This window comes from Labrys okinawensis (genome assembly GCF_002982075.1).
In the GTDB taxonomy this organism is placed as follows: domain Bacteria; phylum Pseudomonadota; class Alphaproteobacteria; order Rhizobiales; family Labraceae; genus Labrys; species Labrys okinawensis_A.
This window is the reverse complement of sequence record NZ_PUEJ01000011.1, coordinates 156,175-175,852: the sequence shown is the minus strand read 5'-3', so window position 1 is coordinate 175,852 and position 19,678 is coordinate 156,175. Positions and strand designations below refer to the sequence as shown.

At 61.1% G+C, this 19,678-nt stretch carries 17 protein-coding genes; 2 read left to right on the top strand and 15 right to left on the bottom strand.

The features are described from left to right. Positions 1 to 6: 6 nt before the first annotated feature. From C5L14_RS25380 to C5L14_RS25360, 5 genes are all read right to left on the bottom strand, one after another. Entirely contained in the window at positions 7 to 1,254 is a 1,248-nt protein-coding gene (locus tag C5L14_RS25380; protein WP_105864853.1) for a threonine synthase, read from the bottom strand. A 66-nt stretch (positions 1,255 to 1,320) separates the two neighbouring features. Beyond that, on the bottom strand, positions 1,321 to 2,070 hold the full coding sequence (locus C5L14_RS25375) for an amino acid ABC transporter ATP-binding protein (protein ID WP_245443589.1): 750 nt from the start codon (positions 2,068 to 2,070) through the stop codon (positions 1,321 to 1,323). 41 nt (positions 2,071 to 2,111) lie between these two features. After that, positions 2,112 to 2,804 (bottom strand): ABC transporter permease subunit, encoded by a 693-nt coding sequence (locus C5L14_RS25370; protein WP_105864851.1) that lies wholly within the window; start codon positions 2,802 to 2,804, stop codon positions 2,112 to 2,114. Then, a complete protein-coding gene (locus C5L14_RS25365; RefSeq protein WP_181161322.1) occupies positions 2,804 to 3,487 on the bottom strand; it encodes an ABC transporter permease subunit in 684 nt (227 codons plus the stop codon). Before C5L14_RS25365 ends, C5L14_RS25370 begins: the two co-directional genes overlap by 1 nt. Before the next feature lie 205 nt (positions 3,488 to 3,692). Next, a complete protein-coding gene (locus C5L14_RS25360; protein WP_181161321.1) occupies positions 3,693 to 4,400 on the bottom strand; it encodes a transporter substrate-binding domain-containing protein in 708 nt (235 codons plus the stop codon). 629 nt (positions 4,401 to 5,029) lie between these two features. Between C5L14_RS25360 and C5L14_RS25355 the strand changes: the two genes are divergently transcribed. Next, the gene (locus C5L14_RS25355; protein WP_245443584.1) at positions 5,030 to 6,010 is read left to right on the top strand and encodes a sugar-binding transcriptional regulator; all 981 of its coding nucleotides are present in this window, start codon (positions 5,030 to 5,032) and stop codon (positions 6,008 to 6,010) included. A 226-nt stretch (positions 6,011 to 6,236) separates the two neighbouring features. Here the strand turns inward: C5L14_RS25355 and dhaL are convergent, their stop codons facing one another. From dhaL to C5L14_RS25305, 10 genes are all read right to left on the bottom strand, one after another. Further along, a complete protein-coding gene (gene dhaL, locus C5L14_RS25350; protein WP_105864887.1) occupies positions 6,237 to 8,003 on the bottom strand; it encodes a dihydroxyacetone kinase subunit DhaL in 1,767 nt (588 codons plus the stop codon). A gap of 36 nt (positions 8,004 to 8,039) precedes the next feature. Beyond that, entirely contained in the window at positions 8,040 to 9,005 is a 966-nt protein-coding gene (locus C5L14_RS25345; RefSeq protein WP_105864848.1) for an ABC transporter permease, read from the bottom strand. Further along, a complete protein-coding gene (locus tag C5L14_RS25340) occupies positions 8,995 to 10,494 on the bottom strand; it encodes a sugar ABC transporter ATP-binding protein (protein WP_105864847.1) in 1,500 nt (499 codons plus the stop codon). The genes C5L14_RS25345 and C5L14_RS25340 overlap by 11 nt, the downstream gene beginning before the upstream one ends. A gap of 75 nt (positions 10,495 to 10,569) precedes the next feature. Further along, on the bottom strand, positions 10,570 to 11,514 hold the full coding sequence (locus tag C5L14_RS25335; RefSeq protein ID WP_105864846.1) for a substrate-binding domain-containing protein: 945 nt from the start codon (positions 11,512 to 11,514) through the stop codon (positions 10,570 to 10,572). A 434-nt stretch (positions 11,515 to 11,948) separates the two neighbouring features. Then, on the bottom strand, positions 11,949 to 12,893 hold the full coding sequence (locus tag C5L14_RS25330) for a carbohydrate kinase family protein (protein WP_105864845.1): 945 nt from the start codon (positions 12,891 to 12,893) through the stop codon (positions 11,949 to 11,951). Positions 12,894 to 12,943: 50 nt separating this feature from the next. Beyond that, positions 12,944 to 13,975: an ABC transporter permease gene (locus C5L14_RS25325; RefSeq protein ID WP_105864844.1), complete on the bottom strand. Its 1,032-nt coding sequence runs from the start codon at positions 13,973 to 13,975 to the stop codon at positions 12,944 to 12,946. After that, on the bottom strand, positions 13,972 to 15,540 hold the full coding sequence (locus C5L14_RS25320; RefSeq protein ID WP_105864843.1) for a sugar ABC transporter ATP-binding protein: 1,569 nt from the start codon (positions 15,538 to 15,540) through the stop codon (positions 13,972 to 13,974). The genes C5L14_RS25325 and C5L14_RS25320 overlap by 4 nt, the downstream gene beginning before the upstream one ends. Positions 15,541 to 15,724: 184 nt before the next feature. Then, a complete protein-coding gene (locus tag C5L14_RS25315) occupies positions 15,725 to 16,723 on the bottom strand; it encodes an autoinducer 2 ABC transporter substrate-binding protein (protein WP_105864842.1) in 999 nt (332 codons plus the stop codon). 91 nt (positions 16,724 to 16,814) lie between these two features. Next, positions 16,815 to 17,804, bottom strand: coding sequence for an ABC transporter permease (locus C5L14_RS25310; RefSeq protein ID WP_105864841.1), 990 nt, complete (start codon positions 17,802 to 17,804; stop codon positions 16,815 to 16,817). Continuing rightward, positions 17,791 to 18,006, bottom strand: coding sequence for a hypothetical protein (locus C5L14_RS25305; protein WP_105864840.1), 216 nt, complete (start codon positions 18,004 to 18,006; stop codon positions 17,791 to 17,793). The genes C5L14_RS25310 and C5L14_RS25305 overlap by 14 nt, the downstream gene beginning before the upstream one ends. Before the next feature lie 179 nt (positions 18,007 to 18,185). Here C5L14_RS25305 and C5L14_RS25300 point away from each other — a divergent pair, with 179 nt between their 5' ends. Continuing rightward, entirely contained in the window at positions 18,186 to 19,664 is a 1,479-nt protein-coding gene (locus C5L14_RS25300) for a sugar ABC transporter ATP-binding protein (protein WP_105864839.1), read from the top strand. Positions 19,665 to 19,678 lie beyond the last annotated feature (14 nt).

The following is a 19,678-nucleotide window of genomic DNA, read 5'->3' as shown; positions in this document are numbered from 1 at the left end:
TGCGGGTCAGGGGTCGAAGCCGTACTCGTTTTTCAGGTAGGCCCGCAGCGACACCAGATCCGCCTTCGCCACGGACACCTGCATGGACGACGGGGTTTCCTTCAGCCCGGTCGAGCAGCCCATCACCACGACCGGTCCATCGCTCTCAAGGTCAGGGATATCCTCGAGCGCGGCAAAGGCGGCGCTCGAAGAGACTTCCTGCCACAGCCCCTGGCGGGCCATGACTGCGTGAGCGGCACGGGCCGCTTCGTCGTCGACCAATAGCGGGATGCCCTTGCTTTCACGCATGGCGACGACGGATCTGTAGCCGTTCACCGTGGTGGCGGTCCCGGACTGTATCGTCGGATTTGCATGGACCGTCGTGGCGGACAGGCCAGCCTTGATGGCGTGATAGAGGGGGCCGCGCGCCGCAGGCTCGACCGATACGAGCTGCGGTATTCGATCAATATGCCCCAGCAGCCGGGCCTCGTTGAAGCCTTTGTAGATGCCGTACAGCATCTCGCCGTAGCCCGTAGGCACCACGACGGCCGCTGGAACCAGCCCATCCAGATCGGCGAGAATTTCATAAGCGATCGTCTTGTAACCTTCCGGCCCCCAAGGGTGCCCGGTGTGCACCGTCGTGAGATTGCTGACGGGGTAGGTTCCGGGAATCTGCTGAAGCAGCCGCATTGCGGGCCAGCGGTCTTCCGCCGGCAGGAATACCGGAAACGCGCCATAGCCGAGGATCATGTCCCGGAATGCCGGGCTGATTTCAGGCATGGTGAGAACGACGCAATTCAATCCCTCGCGACTGGCCATCGCCGCCGCCGATACGCCGTGATTTCCGGACGAAGCAACAATGATGGTCGATGCTCCTTCATGGAGGGCGGCCGAGACCGTAAAAAGGTTCAGTCGGTCCTTGTGGCTCCAGGTCGGGTTCCGGCTCTCGTCTTTCACGAGCACACCACGCCCGCGGAACCGTCGAGGCGCGACACCTGAAACGTCCACCAGCGGCGTACCGCCGACCGGCATGGTCATTTTCGGGTGTAGCGGCGGCAGAAGCTCCTGCCAATCGTTCCAGCCGGAGCCCTTCCTGAAGGAGGCGCGGGTCACCGCTGCGTAATCATAGGCGACCTCGAGCGGATATTGCATGTCTTCCTTGGAGGAGACGGGGCACCCTGAAAGCAACGCCGGCAGCAGGGGAAATACGGGGTTCGTCGGCCCGAGCGAACGTTGCTCCGTCGCCAGCGACAGTGTGTCAGCCACTAGATTCATGTCTATTGCCTATGAATTGCTTGGATTTTATTTGGTCGTTGTGCCTGGCAGGCGCCAGGCTGAAACTCAGTGGAGAATCTGCTCCAGAAAATGCTTGGTGCGTGCTTCGCTCGGATTGCCGAAAAACACGGAGGGCGGCGCCTCTTCGACAATTTTCCCTTGATCCATGAAGATGATGCGGTCCGCGATCCTGCGAGCGAACCCCATCTCATGGGTGACGCAGATGATGGTGATTCCGTCATTTGCGAGATCGGCGAGCGTCTCCAGCACCTCCTTCACCATCTCGGGATCAAGGGAGGATGTCGGCTCGTCGCACAGCAGGATCTTCGGCCTGGAGCACAGCGATCGTGCGATCGCCACGCGTTGCTGCTGGCCTCCTGACAGTTGGCGCGGATACTTGCCTGCCTGCTCGGGAATTCTGACCCGTGCCAGATAATGCTTCGCAAGGTCTTCGGACTCCTTGCGCGGCATTTTGTGGACCCACCTCAGCGCCAGAGTGCAGTTTTCAAGAACCGTTAGGTGTGGAAACAGGTTGAATTGCTGGAAGACCATGCCGACATTCCTGCGGACCGCATCCAGCACCCTCGACTTTTGCGACAAGGTGATACCGTTCACCCTGACAGCCCCGCCCTGGAATGGTTCAAGACCGTTGATGCAGCGGATCATCGTCGATTTTCCCGACCCGGAAGGCCCGCAGACGACAATCTTCTCGCCCTCCTTTACGGTTAGATTGATGTCGGCCAGGACCTGAAAGTCGCCGAACCACTTGCTCATGCCTTCGATTTCGACAGACCTTCCAAAACTACTTCCGGGCATTGCGGGCTTCCTCTCATGGGGAGCATCGTTTGAACGCGCCATCACAGCGCTCCCGCCCGATCGCGGCCGGAAACGGCGACGAGCGAAAAGACCGCTGACAGAGCGACACGGGTTATGATGGTGATGCAGATGTAGATTGCGCCGGCGCTGAGCAGCGGCTCATAAACGTCGAGCGTACGCGAGCGAATCTCGTTGGCGAACCCCATGACGTCCATCACCGTAACGGTGAAGGCGAGCGCCGTGGACTTGCAAAGCATGATGACTTCGGTTGTGTAGGCGGCAAAGCCGTTGCGCAGCATGGCTGGAAGAATAGCCACGCGGAATGTCTGGAAGCCGCCTAAGCCGAGCGATTTGGCAGCTTCGATCTGTTCCCTCGGGGTTTGAAAATAAGACCCCCGCATGATCTCGGACGTGTAGGCCATCTCGACGATGGACAGGCACAAGACAGCGCACCAGAACGGACTTGAAAACACGTTCCAGAGAAATGTTTCCCTGATGATCGGGAGCACAGGGAAGCCGTAATAGATAACATAGAGAACGAGCAGCATGGGCACGCCGCGAATGCAGAACATGAGGTTCCACACGGCCCGCGACAGCAGCCCGCCGAAATAGATCTGGATGAAGGCAGAGCTGGCCGCGAGCACAAAGCCAATGACGAGCGAGAGGATGAACAGCCCAAGGGTCGTCGATAGTCCGCCCAGTATTTCCTTGCTGTAGGTGATGATGAGGTCCATCAGATTTCTCCCATGGACCGGCGCGACTGCTTTTCCAGCCTGTGGAACAGCTTGGCCGACACGAAGGCGAAGACGATGAAAATGGCGATCGCGATGCCGTAGAAGGTGAATGGCGCTCCGGTCGAGCGAGCCCCGATCGAGGCGGTGCGAACGATGTCCGAAATGCCGATAATGCTCAGAAGGGCGGTTTCCTTCATGCTGATCAGCCAAAGCGAACTCAGATACGGAATCATCTTCCGGTAGACCTGAGGGAGGATGATCAGGGCGAGCGACTGAAAGACCGAGAAGCCCAGCGCACGTCCCGCTTCATTTTGCCCGGATGGTATGTCTGCCCAGCTGGCCTTGAAGAGTTCGGTCGAATAGGCGCCGAGCACAATGGACGTCGACATGATGCCGGGAACCAGCGGGTTCACGGTAAGATGCGACATGCCCGGGATCATTGCCAATGCGCCGTTGATGATGCCATCCGCCGTGTAGAAGATCAGGAGGAGGAGGAGGATGTCGGGCAGGCTTCTGAAAATGTAGGTGTAGAGTTTTATGATCGCAGCCGCGCCCCACAGCCTGGATCTTGCGGCGATCGTAAGCGCGATCCCGATAAGGATGCAGAATGCGAAGCTGAGAACCGCGACTGTCAGGCTGACGCCAAAGGCTCGTGCGAATTGCCAGCCCCAACCTGCTTCCAAATACTCAAGCATCCAGCACTACCTTGGGAATCGATCGGACGGGCGCGGCGCCGCAAACGGGACGTGCGGCGCTATTGCCGCTGTCCCGGATACGGCCGGCGACGGATCGATATTTGCGAGAACAGATTGACGACCGCCTGCCTCGCTTCCGGCAAAAGGTGGCCGTCTTGAAGTCCGACGTCGTTGTGACGACGTCCGGCATCGCCTACTTGATCGGCGGGCCCCACTTCTTGGCAAGCTCGGCCCACTTGCCGTTGTCGCGGAGCGTCTGCAGCGCCCCATTGAACTCATCGCGCAACGCCGTGTCCTCGGGACGAAATGCCATGCCGATCCCTTCGGAGACCTGCACCGGGTCGCCGATATTGACCATCTTCGGCGTTTCGTCGCCCTTTGCGAGGAATGGCTCGATGTCACCCAGCACGACGTCGACACGCCCTGCCCTGAGATCGGACACCAGCGCATCCATGGATGGATAACGCCGAATTTCCGCACCCGGATATGTTTTCTCGACATAGGCGGCATTGGTCGTTCCTTGCTGGACGCCGATCACCTTGCCTTTCATGGCTTCGGGGGTGATGTTGAATTCCTTGCCTTCCACCACTCCGAAATATGAATAGGTGCGAGCATAGGGTGCGCTGAAGATGACACGCTTCTTGCGTTCTTCAGTGATGCCCATGCCGCCTATTATGACGTCGAATTTCTTGGCCAGCAGGGCGGGAATGATGCCGCTCCATTCGTTCGTCACGAAGCTGCACTTCGCCTTCATGATCTCGCACATCGCATTGCCAAGATCGATGTCGAAACCCTGCAGCGTTCCATCCGCAGCCGTCATGTTGAAAGGAGGGAATCCACCCTCGTTTGCAATCGTGATCTGCCGTTGTGATTGGGCTTGCGCCCCGGTCAGCGATGCCATCAGCAACGTAGCCGCGAGAACCCGGGATGGGAGCGATCTCATTGATTCCCCTCATTTTCATTTGTAATTACAAATGAACGGTACTTGAGAGGCCGGCGGATTGTCAACCGGCAAAATCGCAGCCGCGCGAAACTCCGCGGCCTGGGCTGTAAGAGCCATGCCAGATTTACCGCTCGGTATTGGAAAAGTTCGAAGCCCGTCGGCGCGGAGCATGCACCGATGCGGCATTCCTGAGCCGCGACCGCCAGAGGCTTCCCCATAATCGTGACCAGCGAAAATCGTTGAGCAGCCCGCGATACTTGGCGAGGCCGGGCAGGATGACGGGAGGCACGGCCTGGCCATTTGTTGTCCCGGGCGCAGCCAGCTCGCTCGGCATCCCGATAAGCCATCGGCGCTGCGAGCAATTCCTTGATCTTACGGTCAGCCGATCAGCGATGCAGGAACGCAGGCCGTTCGGATCGAATATCAGGTGCAGTACGGGTTTCGATTCCGATCAATACTGAATTCAAAGTCAGGCTGCCGTCCGGTTGGCGGCAGAGCCTGTTTCGGCACTGGATCACTTGTGACAAGGTTTGCAACGGCTCATGCCACGCGGCTATATCGAATGCCCCATTCTACAGGACCAATCCGTGCCCAGCAGCGAGATCGAAGACAGTATGCCGGCAGGGGCGAATCTTGCCGAAGAACTTGAGCGCGCCCGCGTGGCCTGGCTCTATTTCGTGGGAGGCCAGACCCAGCAGGAAATAGCCGAGCGCATGAACATCACCCGGCTGAAGGTGAACAAGATCATCGGCCAGGTTCGGGATACAGGCAAGGTGCAGATCCGTGTCAGCTTGCCGCTGAGCGACTGCATCGCTCTCGCGGAAAGGGTCTCGGCGCGATATGGCCTGGTCGAGTCGGTCGTGGTGCCGGACGTGGCGGACTATCTCGAGCAGAAGCGCGTCATCGGCGAGGCGGCCGGCATGCTCGCCAGTTCGCTGATCAATGGTCAGGACATGGGTGTGGGCATCGGTTCGGGCCGCACGCTGAGCTATGCGGTGCGTGCGTTGACGGCGAAACTGCGGCCGACGAGCTGGGTGGTCGGACTGACGGGCGGCGTTACCAGCGGTTCCTCGACAAATACCTTCGAAGTGGCGACGGCCTTCGCCCGCTCCCTCGGCGTGGAATGCCACTATTTGACGGCACCGATCTATTGCGCCAATCCGGAAAGCCGCAATGCGGTGCTTCTGAACGAGGAGTTGACCGATGTCCTGGCGCGCACGGAAATCGCCGACATAGGCCTCGTTTCCTGTGGCCCGCTATCGCATGACACCTCGCTCACGCAGATACGGGTCGTGAAGGATCATCTCGACGCCATTCTCAATCTGGGCGCCGTCGGCGAATTCATGGGATGCTTCCTGGATTACCAGGGCCGCCCCATCGACCACTTTCTCAACGAGTCGATCATCGCCCTGCCGCCGGACAAGCTCAAGATAAAGCCGATCTCGGTGCTCGTTTCAGGGGGTACGGACAAAATCCCGATTATCCGGGCGATTCTGCGGGCAGGGTATGTCAACCGCCTCGTAACCAGTGAATCGGTTGCCAGAGCCCTTCTGCAGGGGCCACGCTAGCGCCCGGCCGTCACGAAGACGGCAGATCTTCGCCTCGCATCATACCAGCGGCATCGATGCTTGACCGACAAAGCATCGTCATTGCTTCGCTACGCTCGCAAGGACGCGCGGGTCAAACATCGCATCCGTTTCTCGCCGCAGGGATAAGCCCGGCAGCGGCAAACGTTCCGCGTCTTTCAGCTCTTCGGCCAGACCGATCCGGGCATATACGCTGCCCCGCCGGGACTCAGCCAAGGGCGTGCTGGCGCGCCTCTGACATGGCCCTCAGCATGACATAGGTCGAAGCCGCACCCGGATCGATATGCCCCATCGAGCGCTTTCCGAGCTTGGCTGCACGGCCGCGCCGCGCCTCCATTGCCGCCGTCGCCTCCATGCCATCCTTGGCGCCGTCCCTGGCGGCGATCAGGATATCGAGTGTCGAGCCTTTTTCTCGTGCCCGCTCCAGCGCCGCGGAGACGGCCGGCACCCAGGCATCGATCATGGTCTTGTCGCCCGGCTCGGCGCGTCCGCGGTCTCGAATCCCCTGGCAGGCCGCGGAAAGCCAGGCCGCCAGGGCTTCGGAGTCGAGATTGAGGCGATTGCCGACCGCCGTGCCGGCCCGCAGGAAAGCGGTCGCATAAAGCGGCCCCGAAGAAGCGCCGACGGCATCGAGAAAGGCCTTGGCCATGCGCTTGCATATGCCCTCGATCGCCTCATTGTCAGGCCCCTCGTCGAGAGCCTTCTGCACGGCGCGCCAGCCGACCTCCATGGTGACGCCGTGGTCTCCGTCGCCAATGACGCCGTCGAGCTCGGAGAGCCAATCCTTTTCCGCGATGATCTGGTTGCCGACATTCTGCATCATGGCCCGGAACAGGGCGGGCGTGATGTCGCCATCGGCGATGAGTTCGCGAGCGGCTTCCGTTGTCGCCGCGCCACGATCGCTTGTCCGTTCGGGCTGGCGACGCACCGTGCCCTTCTCGACGACCGGGTCCATTGCGCCGACGGTCAGGGCCAAAGTGCGGCAGGGATGGTCAAGCAGGGCCTGAAGCGTGTCGTCGAGCTTCATCAGCGTCACCGAGGCGCCTGCCATTTCCAGCGACGTCGCATACTCGCCCACCCAGGAAGCGTGGATCCTCACACCGAGGGCGTCGAGACGCTGCTTGACGCGCCGGAACATCACATAGAGTTCGATTTGCGAGGTTGCGCCCAGACCATTGACCAGGACGCTGACGCGGTCTCCCTGCGCGAGCGAAAGCTCCCTGGTCAGATTGTCCATCAATTCGTCGGTGACGACATCGGCCGTCGCCAATTTCTGGCGCCGAATGCCCGGCTCGCCATGCAGGCCCATGCCGATTTCCATGTCTTCGGCACCGATGGTGAAATTGGGCTTGGCCGTCTGCGGCAGGGAGCACGGACTGAGCGCCACGCCCATGGAGCAGGTTGCGTCATTCGCCGCGCGGGCAAGCGCTTCCACGCGCGCGAGAGGTTCGCCGAGATCGGCAGCGGCGCCGGCGATCTTGAACACGAAGAAATCGCCCGCAATGCCGCGCCGCTCGTTCCTGCGTTCGTGAGGCGCGGAAGCCACGTCGTCGGCCACCGCGACCTGGCGCACGTTCATGCCTTCGCCGGCCAGTTCCTCCGCGGCCATGGTGAAGTTCAGCACGTCGCCGGTATAGTTGCCATAGAGCAGCAGCACGCCGGCGCCTCTATCGGCAGCGTGCGCCGCTTCGACGATGTGCGCGGGGGACGGAGAGGCGAAGACATTACCCACCGCCGCGGCATCCGCCAGGCCGCGTCCCACATAGCCCGCAAAAGCAGGCTCATGGCCGGATCCGCCGCCGATCACGATGCCGACCTTGCCGGCGCGCGGTCCGTCCACGGCAACGATGGCGCGGCCCGTTTCTCCTTCCACGCGCAGCAGGTCGGGATGTGCGCCCGTCATGCCCTCGATCATTTCCTGGATGATCTGTTCGGGCGCATTGATCAGCTTCTTGGTAGAGACCTGTTCGTTCATCGTTTCTTGTTCCGCGAATTCTTCAATCATGTCCGTTCAAGCTGCTTCGCCGCGCAGATAGCGACGAGAGATGGCATCGAAGGAGATGGCCAGCACGACGATCGCACCCGAGACAATGCCCTGCCAGTAGGGCGATACGCCAAACAGGACGATAATATTTTCGATGATGGCAATGATGCCGGCGCCGAGAATGGCTCCGATGGGACTGCCAACGCCGCCCGTGGTGGCGACGCCGCCGATCACACAAGCCGCGATGGGGGCCAGTACCCAGGTGTCGCCGATGGATGGCTGGGCCGTTCCCAGGCGCGCCACCATGAGGACACCCGCCAGTGCTGCGAGAGCGCCGGCCGCCACGAAAACGATCAACCGGACGAGGTCGACACGAATGCCGAGCATGCGGGCGGCGCCCCGGTTGTTGCCGATCGCATACATGTAGCGGCCGAACGGCGTTTTCATCATGACGAAGGTGGCGACGAGGAGGGCACCGATCATCGCCACGAAGGGAACGGGGACGCCGAACAGGTCGCCGCGGCCCAGATACTGGATCTGCTGCGGGATGCCGGTGATGGCAACGCCGCGCGTCAGCACCAGATTCGCACCGCCGTAAATGCCCGCCGTGCCGATCGTCAGCACGAGCGAGTGCAGCCGCAAGCCCGTAACGAGCAGCCCGTTGGCAAACCCAAGGCTCGCGCCCAGGGCGATGGCGAGCGCCATTGCCGTATAGGGCTCGATGCCGAATTTCATCATCAGGACACCGGAGGCGATCCCGCAGAGGCCGCCTATCACGCCCAGCGACAGGTCGAGTTCGCCAAGCACCATCAGCATGGATTGCGCGATGGTGATGAGCCCGACGAAGGCGATGCCGCGGGCCACGACGGACATGTTGTAGGAAGTGAGGAAATAAGGTGAAACGATCGCCGACAAGGCAAAGATGACCGCAAGGGCCGCAAGGACTCCCGCGAGTGGATCGCGCAGGACCGTGGCAAGTGATTTAGACGACATCCGCGTTCATCTCAGTCCCAAATATGGCGCCCACCAGCGTTTCCGTGGCCGTGTCGGCCGTGACGAATTGGCCGGTCAGGCGCCCGTTATGCATGGTTATGATGCGGCTGGCACATTTGCGCAGTTCGGCGATCTCGGACGAAATGAGGATGACTCCGACGCCGTCCTCGGCCAGCCTCTTCATGATCCGGTAGATTTCGGCCTTGGTGCGGATGTCGATGCCCTTGGTCGGCTCATCGAAAATCAGGATCTGCGGCCGCGTGGCCAAAGCGCGGCCGATGATCGCTTTTTGCTGATTGCCACCCGACAGATGCGAGATACGCTTGCCCATGCCGGCGGTGCGGATGCCGTAATCGTCGATGATGGTCCGGACCGCACTGCGCTCGCGTTTCTGGCTGATGCCCAAGGGGCCGACGGTGAGAGACAGGATGGAGATACCGATATTCTCGTGCAACGAAAGCTGTGGGAATATGCCGTGAAGCTTGCGCTCCTCGGACAGGTAGAGCATGCCGGCCGCGACGGAACGGGACGTATCGTTGAGCCGCCAGTCCTTGCCTGCGACCGTGACCTTGCCGGCGCTCGCCTTGCGATACCCAAAGATGGTCTGCATGATTTCGGAGCGCCCTGCCCCGACCAGGCCGGCGAAACCGAGGATTTCGCCGCGGCGAAGATCGAATGAGATGTCGCTGAAACGCGGACCGGTCAGCCCCCTGACTTCCATGATCGTATCGGTCGCATGGCCCTCGGGACGAAAATGCTCATCCAGCGCCAAATGACGGCCGGACATGGCGCGTATGAGATCCGGCTCCGAAATATCGGCGATCCGTCCGCTTTCGATTTTCTCGCCGTTGCGCAGCACCGTATAGTCGTCGCCGATGGCGAAAACCTCGTCCATCTTATGGCTGATGAAGACGATCGCATGGTTGCGATCGAGGAAGCCGCGCATGACCTTGAAGACCCGCTCGACCTCCACACCGGTCAGCGCGGAAGTCGGCTCATCGAGGATGAGAACCTTCATGTCCTTGTTCGTGGAAGCGCGCGCGATCTGCAGCAGTTGCTGATCCGAGACCGAGATATTGGCCACCAGGTCCTGAGGGCGAGCCTCGATGCCAAAACGGTCGAGATAGGCCTGCGCCTCCGTCATCAAGGCACGACGGTTGAACAGCATGCCGCCATGACCCGTGCGGTTCAGGGGCATGAAGAGGTTCTCAGCAACGCTCATCTGGGGAAACAGCGTGAGCTCCTGAGGCACATAGGCGATATTTCGATAGAGGGAGGGCTCTTCGGCGGGATCGCGGCCATCGATCCTGATGGTCCCCCGCGAGGGGTGTTCCGCGCCGGTGAGAATCTTGACCAGGGTCGATTTGCCGGCCCCGTTTTCGCCGGCCAGGATATGTGTGCGCCCGAGCTCGACCTTGAGATCGACAGCATTGAGCGCAGTCACGCCGGGAAAGTCCCTGCCTAGTCCGGTGGTTTCAAGATAGGCCATGGACCAAGTCTTTCACTTTGGACGATAAGGCGCGGGCAAAGGAGCCCGCGCCTGTCTACTCTTTGTGCGAGATACTCAGCCGCCCACGTTCTGCTTGGTCAGGAAGGCGTTGCCGGTGTCGATGAAATCGGGAACGGGCGCCCCGGTCGCCTTGGCCCACAGCATCATCACCGACCAGTAACCCTGCAGTTCAGGCTGCGACGCCGAAGAACTCTCCGCGACGCCGGTGCGGATCATGTCGAGCATTTCCGGCAGGTTATCGAGCCCGACAAGCGTGACCTTGCCCTGTTTGCCAGCTTCGACGATGGCCTGGCCGATGCCGATCGGCCCCGCGGCATCGGAGGCAACCCAGCCCTTGAGATCGGGATGCGCCTGCATGATGGCAGCGGCCTGCTGCTGCGCCGTCTGAATGCTGTCGTTGTCGATCCCTTCGGCCACAACCTTGATACCGGGATGTTCGGCAAACACCTTGCGATGGCAGTCGGCCCGGATCGCATGATTGGGCGCCGTCGGCACGCCCATCATGATGGCGACTTCGCCCTTGCCGCCGAGAAGTTCGACGAGACGGCGCGAAGCGATCTTGGCCTGCTCACAGAAATCCGATCCGATATGGGTGATCGACATGCCCTCGGGCGGCACGGAATCGAACAGGACGAGCGGGATCTTCTGGCTCTGGGCTTCTTCCAGCGAAGCGCGATTGCCCGAGGGATCCAGAAGATCGATCGCCAAGCCATCGGGATGGGTGGCGAGCGCACTGTCCAGGATCTGGTTCTGCTGCACGACATCCGCGGACTGGGGAGCGGAATAGACGATTTCGACATTGGCGCCCGTCTGGGCCTTCAGTGCCGCCGCAGCCTGCTGGGCACCCTGATTTACCTTATCGAACCAGGGATGGACGACCTTTGGCACGATGACAAAGCGGTAGCTGTCTTTCTTGACGGTACCGGGCGCGCTTTGGGCCAGGGCTGCAGCAGGCAGCGCAAAAGCGGCACATGCGATCAGCGTCGCGAGCTTATTCATGAAGTCCTCCCTCTATGGTCGACAGGCAGAACAAATCCGCCCGCGGCGTGCCGTCTGACTGCAGTCAGTTCCAGCCGCCTTCACCACTCGATACACATGTATTTTCATTTTTACAAGAGTTGTGGGAAGCGCGTCGACAGAGGTTACCCGCGGAGCCTCAGCTGCCTCACGGCAGGAAAGCCAGGGTTCTTGAGCGCAGGATCTGGGGAAGGATCGCCCCACATCGGCGGCATTCGCCTCCCCAGACGCGCTGATGTGCATAGGGGCGAGCGCGAAGCGGCAAACGGTTTGCGGATCTTCGATGGCGCGGATCCAATCCGGCGGCCAGTCCCGCGGCAAGCGCCCCTGCTCTTCCGAACAAGGCGCATCATTGCCCAAGGCTGCCGGCCTTGGGGTCGTGAAGGGCCGGATTTCCGGCATGCTTCCTTTGCAGTTCAATGTCTGATCGGCGTCGTGTTCATGAAGGCCAACGTGTCCTCGAACGACCGAATGCCCGCATCGGAGCCAAGGCCCGTCGCCACCAGTGCCGCCGATGCCTGGGCAAAGTTCAAGGCTGTCTTCAGATCCATCTTGCGATGCAGGCCGGTGATGAAACCAGCGTCGAACGCATCGCCGCACCCGGTCGTGTCCACCACCTCGATCTGGAAGGCCGGCTGGCGAACGATCTCGCCGTGAGCGTCCATGAAACACACGCCATCGCCGCCCAGCGTGAATACGCAGTGTTTCACGCCGCGATCGAGGAAGAACCGGCCCGCACTCTCGATATCGGACGTGCCGGAAATCTGCCGCGCTTCCTCGATGGAGGGCATGAAGTAGTCGATATGGGGAAACAGGGGCGCGATAAGATCGAGCGTGCCGTCATTGGCGCCGAGCAGGTCGAACGTTGTCGTACGCCCGCGCGCTTTTGCCTCGGCCAGCAATTTGCGGCTCGGCTCGCCGTCGAGCTTGGCCAGCAATCCGGTACCACCCAGGTGAATGATCGGCGGAGCCAGCACCGTATCGAGAGCGCTCTCGGCAACCTCGAAATGATCGGAGGCCCCTCGCGCATGGAGCGCCGGTCGGTCGCCATTGCGCCGAATATTCAAAATGGTCGCCGATGTCGGCACGCCTGTGAGGCGCTGCATCTGAGCCGTATCGACGCCGAAGCGCTGAAGTGTCGCAAGAACGAAATCTGCTTTCTCGTCATCGCCGACGGCACCGACGGCGAGGCAATTCAGCCCAAGCTTTGCAAGGTCCACCACCGTGCCACCGGCGGTACCCGCAACGGTCAGCCTGATTTCGTCGATGAACTCCACATTGCCGCCAGCGGGAATGGCATCAACCGGCCGCCCGAGCACGTCGAGGATATAAAGCCCGATGACCGATACATCATGAGACATGGAAACCTCTTGGAATAAGACACAAGATTGGCTGGCGCCGCAGGCGCCTGCTAGCCGCGATTGCGCAAGGCGAAAATGGTTCCTGCGATCAGGATGAAAATGCCGACGATGGCCAGCTGCAGCGTGCTTGGAATACCCACGAAGATCAGAACGTTGCTGACCAGCGTTATCAGGAGCACACCGAGCAGCGTCCCGATCACCGATCCGGAGCCGCCCGTGATGCGGGCGCCGCCCAGAACGACGGCCGCGATGATCTCAAGCTCCATGCCGGCAAGATCGAACGGATTGGCGAGGCGGTTGCTCGAGACGTGGATCACACCCGCAATGCCGGCGAGCAACCCGGCATAGGCAAACACGAACACCCGCACGCGAAACAGATTGATACCCAGGCGCTCGGCAATCGCAGAATTGCCCCCGATGGCGAAGATGGCGCGGCCCATCAGCGTGCGTTCCAGGATGTACCAAGTGACGATAGCGGCAACGGCCAGAACCAGGACCGTCGCCGGCAACACGGACACAACGCCATTCGAGGCGCGATGGGTGAACAGCGAGGCCTTGCCGAACGCATCCATGGCGGACGGGATGTTCATGAACAGGGCGGTCCCGATGAATGTCAGCAGGAAACTGCGGATGACATATTGGGTGCCGATCGTGACGATCAGCGACGGCGCCTGGAGTTTTTGAACGAGCACTCCGTTTACGATTCCGAAGGCTGCACCGCCGAGGGCCGCAAGGATCAAGATGAGCGTCATCGGCATGCCCGGGAACCAGGTCGTGACGACCATGGTCAGGACATACATCACGAAGGCGGCAATCGCCGTGAACGATACGTCGATGCCCCCGGACGCCAGCACGACCAGCACCCCCATCGCGAACAGCCCGCGCACCACCGACGCGCGCAGGATGTCGACGATATTGCTCATCTGGAGGAAGTCGGGATTGGCGGCGATCACGACCAGGCAGGTCGCAATGGTCAGCAGCAAGGTGAAGAGTTCGGGGCGGCGCCCCATCAAGTCCCACCAGCGGAGCAAGAAGCCGCGGCGCTGGGGATCGGCAGCGGTCGTGGATGCAATCTCGGTCATTGCGCGATCTCCGCCGACGTGCCGGCCATGGATTGATAGATCGCGTCTTCGGTCAGCCCTTCGGCCTTGTGCGCGGCCACAATGCAGCCTTGGCGCATGACGAGAATGCGATCACAATTCTGCAGAAGCTCCGGCAAGTCATCGCTGATGATGATGACCCCCATGCCGTCATCGGCCAGGCGCTGGATGATCCGGAAGATCGTGTCCTTCGATCCCACATCCACGCCGACGGTCGGCCCGTGCAGGATGAGGAGCTTGGGGTTGATGGTAAGCCACCGCCCGATGAGCACCCTTTGCTGGTTGCCGCCGGAAAGGGACTGAACCGGAACCGTCACGTCAGGCGCGACGATCTGCAGGTCGGCAACGCTGGCTTGCGCGGTGCGGCGAGCACCACGGGAACTGATAATGCCGAGCGCATTGCGCAGACGGTCCAGGATCGGCAGCGTTATGTTGTCCTGGATCGACTTTTCAAGAAACAGGCCCTCGGTAAGCCGGTCTTCGGGAACATAGCCAATGCCGTGTTGTATGGCCTGTAGCGCCGATTGGGGCGTGACCGTCTTGCCGGCGAGGCGTATCTTGCCGCTCAACGCCGGCTTTACGCCGGCCAGCGCCAGAGCCAGCTCGTTGCGGCCGGAATCCAGCAGCCCCGTGACGCCCAATATCTCGCCCTTTCTCACGCTCAGCGAGATATTTCGAAAAGCCCGGCCATCATCGAGAGTGTCGACCTCGAGCAGGACATCGCCGAGCTTTGGGTCGGTTCGATAGCGTGTCTCGCCGATCTCGCGGCCCGTCATCCACCGGCTGAATTCAGCCTTGCTGTGATCGGCGACGTCGAGTTCGGCGACCTTCATCCCGTCGCGCATGATGATTGCGCGGCCCCCGAGCAGTTTGCACTCGTCGAGCTTATGCGTGACGAACAAGACCGCGACGCCTTTGGTGCGCAGCCGCTCGACGACGCCAAGCAGGTTTTCGACTTCCTGCCGGGTTAGCGATGTCGTTGGCTCATCCATGATGACCAGGCGTGCTTCGGACGCGACAGCGCGGGCGATGGCGATCAACTGGCGCGTCGCGAGCGGCAGCGTATCCGTGCGACGCGTGAGAAAATCACCGGCGGTCGGAAGATGCACCTCCGCCAAGGCCCGACGCGCGGTTTCATGGAGCGCCGTGACGTTCAGCCTGCGGGCCAGACGCCCCGACGCCTCGACGAGTTGCTCGGTAAACGCGACGTTTTCGGCAACCGAGAGATTGGGGAGGAGCGACAGGTCCTGATAGACCGTCTCGATGCCGGCCCGCAGCGCCCCGATCGCGCCCAGATCGCCGGCCCTGCTTCCGGTAGACCGGCCATCGATCAGGATTTGCCCCTCATCGGCAAGCTGAGCGCCGGAAAGGATCTTGATCAGCGTGCTCTTGCCGCAGCCATTCTCCCCCATCAGGTGATAGATCTGCCCCGCCTCGATCGTCAGGCTGACATCCTTCAGCGCCATGACGCCGCCAAAGGATTTCCTGACGTTTCTGACCTCGAGAAACGGCGGCAAAGGGGGCGGCGCAGGATCGGTCGCATGCATGGTAAATTCCCATAGCGTTTTGCGATTGGGTTGCGGCACCAAGAATCGCAAAGACGCGTCGAAACAAGGAGATAGAGCAAATAAGCGTTCACGCTTGAAACTGCTCTGTTCCAGAACTCCCGGCGCGTCCTCCGGTGAGGCATCGATGCCCGTCGGAAGACGCGTCGGCGAGCGATGCTCGTTGTCAGAACGGGAACTTCTTGTAGTTCGATTTGTCGACATCAACCCAGGCTTGGCCCTGCATGATGATGCCCTTGCCGGGCCCCTTGATGACGGTCATCTTTTCGTAGCCCGGCACGCCGAGATTGATCCCGTCCTTGATCTCCTCACCCTTCAGGACCATCTCGGAGACCTTGTTCATGACGTAGCCGGCATCCTTTGGATCCCAGAAGAAGATCTGATTGACGGCGCCGCTTTCCAGATAAGGTCCGGTATCCTTGGGAAGGCCGAGGCCATAGACGCAGACCTTGCCCTGAAGGCCGGCTTCTTCCACGGCCCGGCCGATACCGATCACGTCAATGGCAGAGGAGCCCTGGAACCCCTTGATGTCCGGATATTTGCGCAGGATCTCCTTGGCCTTTTCGTAGGCGCGATTGGCATCGTTGAAGGATTCGTTCTTGGCGGCAACCAGTTCCATGCCCGGATATTTCTTGGCGTTTTCGGCGCCGGCATCGACCCACTGGTTATGCGTCAAGCTGCCCAGCGAGCCGACGAACGACGTCCATTTGCCCGACTTGCCCATGCAGGCGGAGAGCTTTTCGTTGATACGCGCACCGAAGGCCTTGTTGTCGAAAGCTTCGATGTCGACATCGGTGTTCTTCAGGCTGTCACCCTCATGGGTGATGACCTTGATCCCGCGCTGAGAGGCTCGGCGAAGGACGCCTTCGAGTGCGGAGGGGTCCATCGGAACGACCGCGATCGCCGACACTTTCTTGGCGACGAGATCTTCGATGATGCGGGCCTGCTGAGCCGCATCCGCTTTGGCGGGGCCGATCTGGCTGGCGCTCAAGCCGGGGTTGTCCTTGCCGAACGCATCCACGCCTTCGTTCATGCGGATGAACCAGTTTTCGCCCGTGACCTTGACCACGGTCACGATGGATGGCTTGTCCTGGGCGAACGAAGCCCCGGCCATCAATATGCCTGCCAGCATCGTACAAGCCGCCAGCTTGGTAATCTTGCTCATAGTTTCCTCCATTTTAAGCAAAATCGTCTTTTAAGATCGGCACTGCCGGTCCTGTTGGATCTTCACGGTGCCGAGCGGATCGCGAACCGGGCTATCGTCGCTTCGGCGTGAACCAGACGCCCAGATGCACCCGTGAGAAGGCCAGGAGGGCGAGCAGCAGGACGCCCCAGGCAAGGTCTCGGAAAAAATTCGAAATGTTCATGAAGTTGAACAGGCTGGAGAGAATCTGCAGCGCCGTCGCAGCCAGCAGCACACAGATCACCTTGCCGTATCCGCCTTCAGGCTTAACGCCGGCCAGAACGGCAATCAGAATGGCGATCAACACATAAGAGCCGCCATAGTCCCATTTCACCGAGGAATTGCGGGCCGCGATAATGACCCCGGCGACGGAAGACAGCACGCCGCAGAGGGTATAGGTAACCAGCAGCATGCGCTTTTCATTGATACCCCCATAACGCGCCGCCTTGGAATTACTTCCCAGCAACATCAATTTCATGCCGAACGGCGTGTATTTCAAAAGAAAAGCCAGTCCGGCTGCTATTGCCAGAAACAACGCAAAGCACACGGGAACGCCGAGTACCGGCATGTTGCCGAAGTCATCCAGTGGCTCGATGAAGCCCATGGTGATCGCGGAGCCGTTCGTCAGGAACACCGCAATGCCGGTGAACAGCAGCTGTGTTCCCAATGTCGCGATCAGGGGCGTCAGCCGCGCATAGGCGATCACGCTTCCGTTTACCAGGCCACCGATCAGGCCCACGAGAAGCGCCAGGCCGGTGAAACCCCAGAAAAACAGGGTCGGCGCGTCGTCGGCCACGATGAAATGGCTCGTCACCTGAAAGGCGGCGATGCCGGCAAGGTTCGCCAGGGCGATGCCCGACAGATCGATGCCGCCATTGCCCGAGATCATGGCCAGCATGACGCCCAGCGCCAGAAGGCCGAGTTCGGGAACCTGCGACGCCATGGATTGCAGATTGTAGCTGTCGATGAAACTGGAGCCCGCCAATAGAGCTCCGGCCGCGAGAACCGCGGCATTGATCAACAGCAGAAAAGGCGCCTGCCGGTTCAGGCTATAGGACGACACTTTTTCCTCCGGTTTGCGAAGAGTACAGCCCCCGATCGTGTTCTCCGTTGACCACGCTTTCGGCGAGGACCTTTGAGATGTCGGCGTAGTGGCCCGGCCGGCTCAGATCCGTGACCGTGATGTCGCCCCTGCCCGCCCAATGATCCGCGATGGCATCGAGCAGGGGCCTGCCTGCGCCATCCGCGCCGAGCGCAATCGTCATTGATGGTTCCCTCCCGAGGCAAGCCGGGTGCCCGATGGCCACGGCTCGTGTCTGCTTTGCAGTTCTTGACATTTGTCGATCCTTCTTTGACAATTGTCAATATCGACGCTCGGATTTGGATCCGATGACATCGACGTGCCCCGCCCGCCAGGCGGCGAGCGCATATGAGGAGAGGAAGCGTGGATCTCTTGCTTGAGGTGGAAGGGCTCAAAAAGTCCTTCGGCGGCGTTGCTGCCTTGCGAAATGGCGCCTTCAAGCTCCATGCGGGGTCCGTCCATGCCCTGTGCGGCGGCAACGGCGCGGGCAAGTCCACCTTCCTGAAGATCCTGATGGGGCTGCATCGCAGAGACGCCGGCGTGATCCGCCGCCGCGGCAAGGCCGTGGAGTTCTCCACTCCGGCCGAAGCGCTGGCTTCCGGCATTGCCATCATCGAACAGGAACTCAGCCCGGTTCCCCACATGACGGCGGCCGAGAACATTTTCCTCGGGCGCGAACCGTCGGCCCGCTTCGGCGGCATCGATTTCCGAAAGATGAACCGGGAAGCCCAGGCGCTGTTCGATCAGCTCGGCTTCAATATCCGTGCCAGCCAATACATGATGAATCTCTCGGTGGCGCAGATGCAGCTCGTGGAGATCGCCAAGGCGCTGAGCCACGACGCCGAGGTCATCTTCATGGACGAGCCGACCTCCGCCATCGGCGAGAAGGAAGCCCAGCACCTGTTCTCGGCCATCGAGCGGCTCAAGGCCGCCGGCAAGGGCGTCGTCTATGTCTCCCACCGGCTGTCGGAAATCTTCCAGATCGCCGATTCCTATACCGTCTTCCGGGACGGCAGTTATGTAGGCAGCGGGGCCTTGGCCGATATCACCCGGCCCGAGCTGATCCGCATGATCGTCGGCCGGGAACTCGGGGAGGAATATGTCAAGACCAACCGTCCCGCCGAGACGATCAGCTTCGAGGTCAGCGGTCTCACCGCTCCCGGCAAGATCGAGGACATTTCATTTTCGGTGCGCCGGGGCGAGATCTTCGGCATCTACGGCCTGATGGGATCGGGTCGTACCCAGATCTTCGACTGCCTGTTTGGCCTGGACAGGCCGACAGCCGGCAGTATTACCCTGGACGGCGAGAAGCTGGCCATTTCTCGTCCCGCTGACGCCATGCGCGCGGGTATCGCGCTCGTCACCGAGGACCGCAAGCTCACCGGCCTCAATCTTTCCGATAGCGTGCGCAACAACATCTGCTTGGCGAGCCTGCCGGAGTTGAGCCCGGGTTTCATCATGCAGCACCGGCGGGAACGGGCTGCCTCGGCCGACATGATCGCGCGGTTCGGTATCAAGGCAGCGCGCGATACCATGCCGGTTTCCGGCCTGTCCGGTGGCAACCAGCAAAAAGTCGTGCTCGGCAAGTGGTTCCTGCGCCAGCCCAGGCTTCTCCTGCTGGATGAGCCGACGCGCGGCGTCGATGTCGGCGCCAAGCGCGAGATCTACCGCATCATCTGCGATTTCGCGGCGGCGGGCGGCACGGTCGTGATGATCTCATCCGAAATAGACGAAGTGCTCGGCATGTCCGACCGCATCCTGGTGATGCGGCAGGGTCGGTCAGCCGGGATCCATCGGCGCGAAGAAACCGACGCGCAGTCGCTCGTGCATCTGTCCACCTGAGATCGACGTCCCGG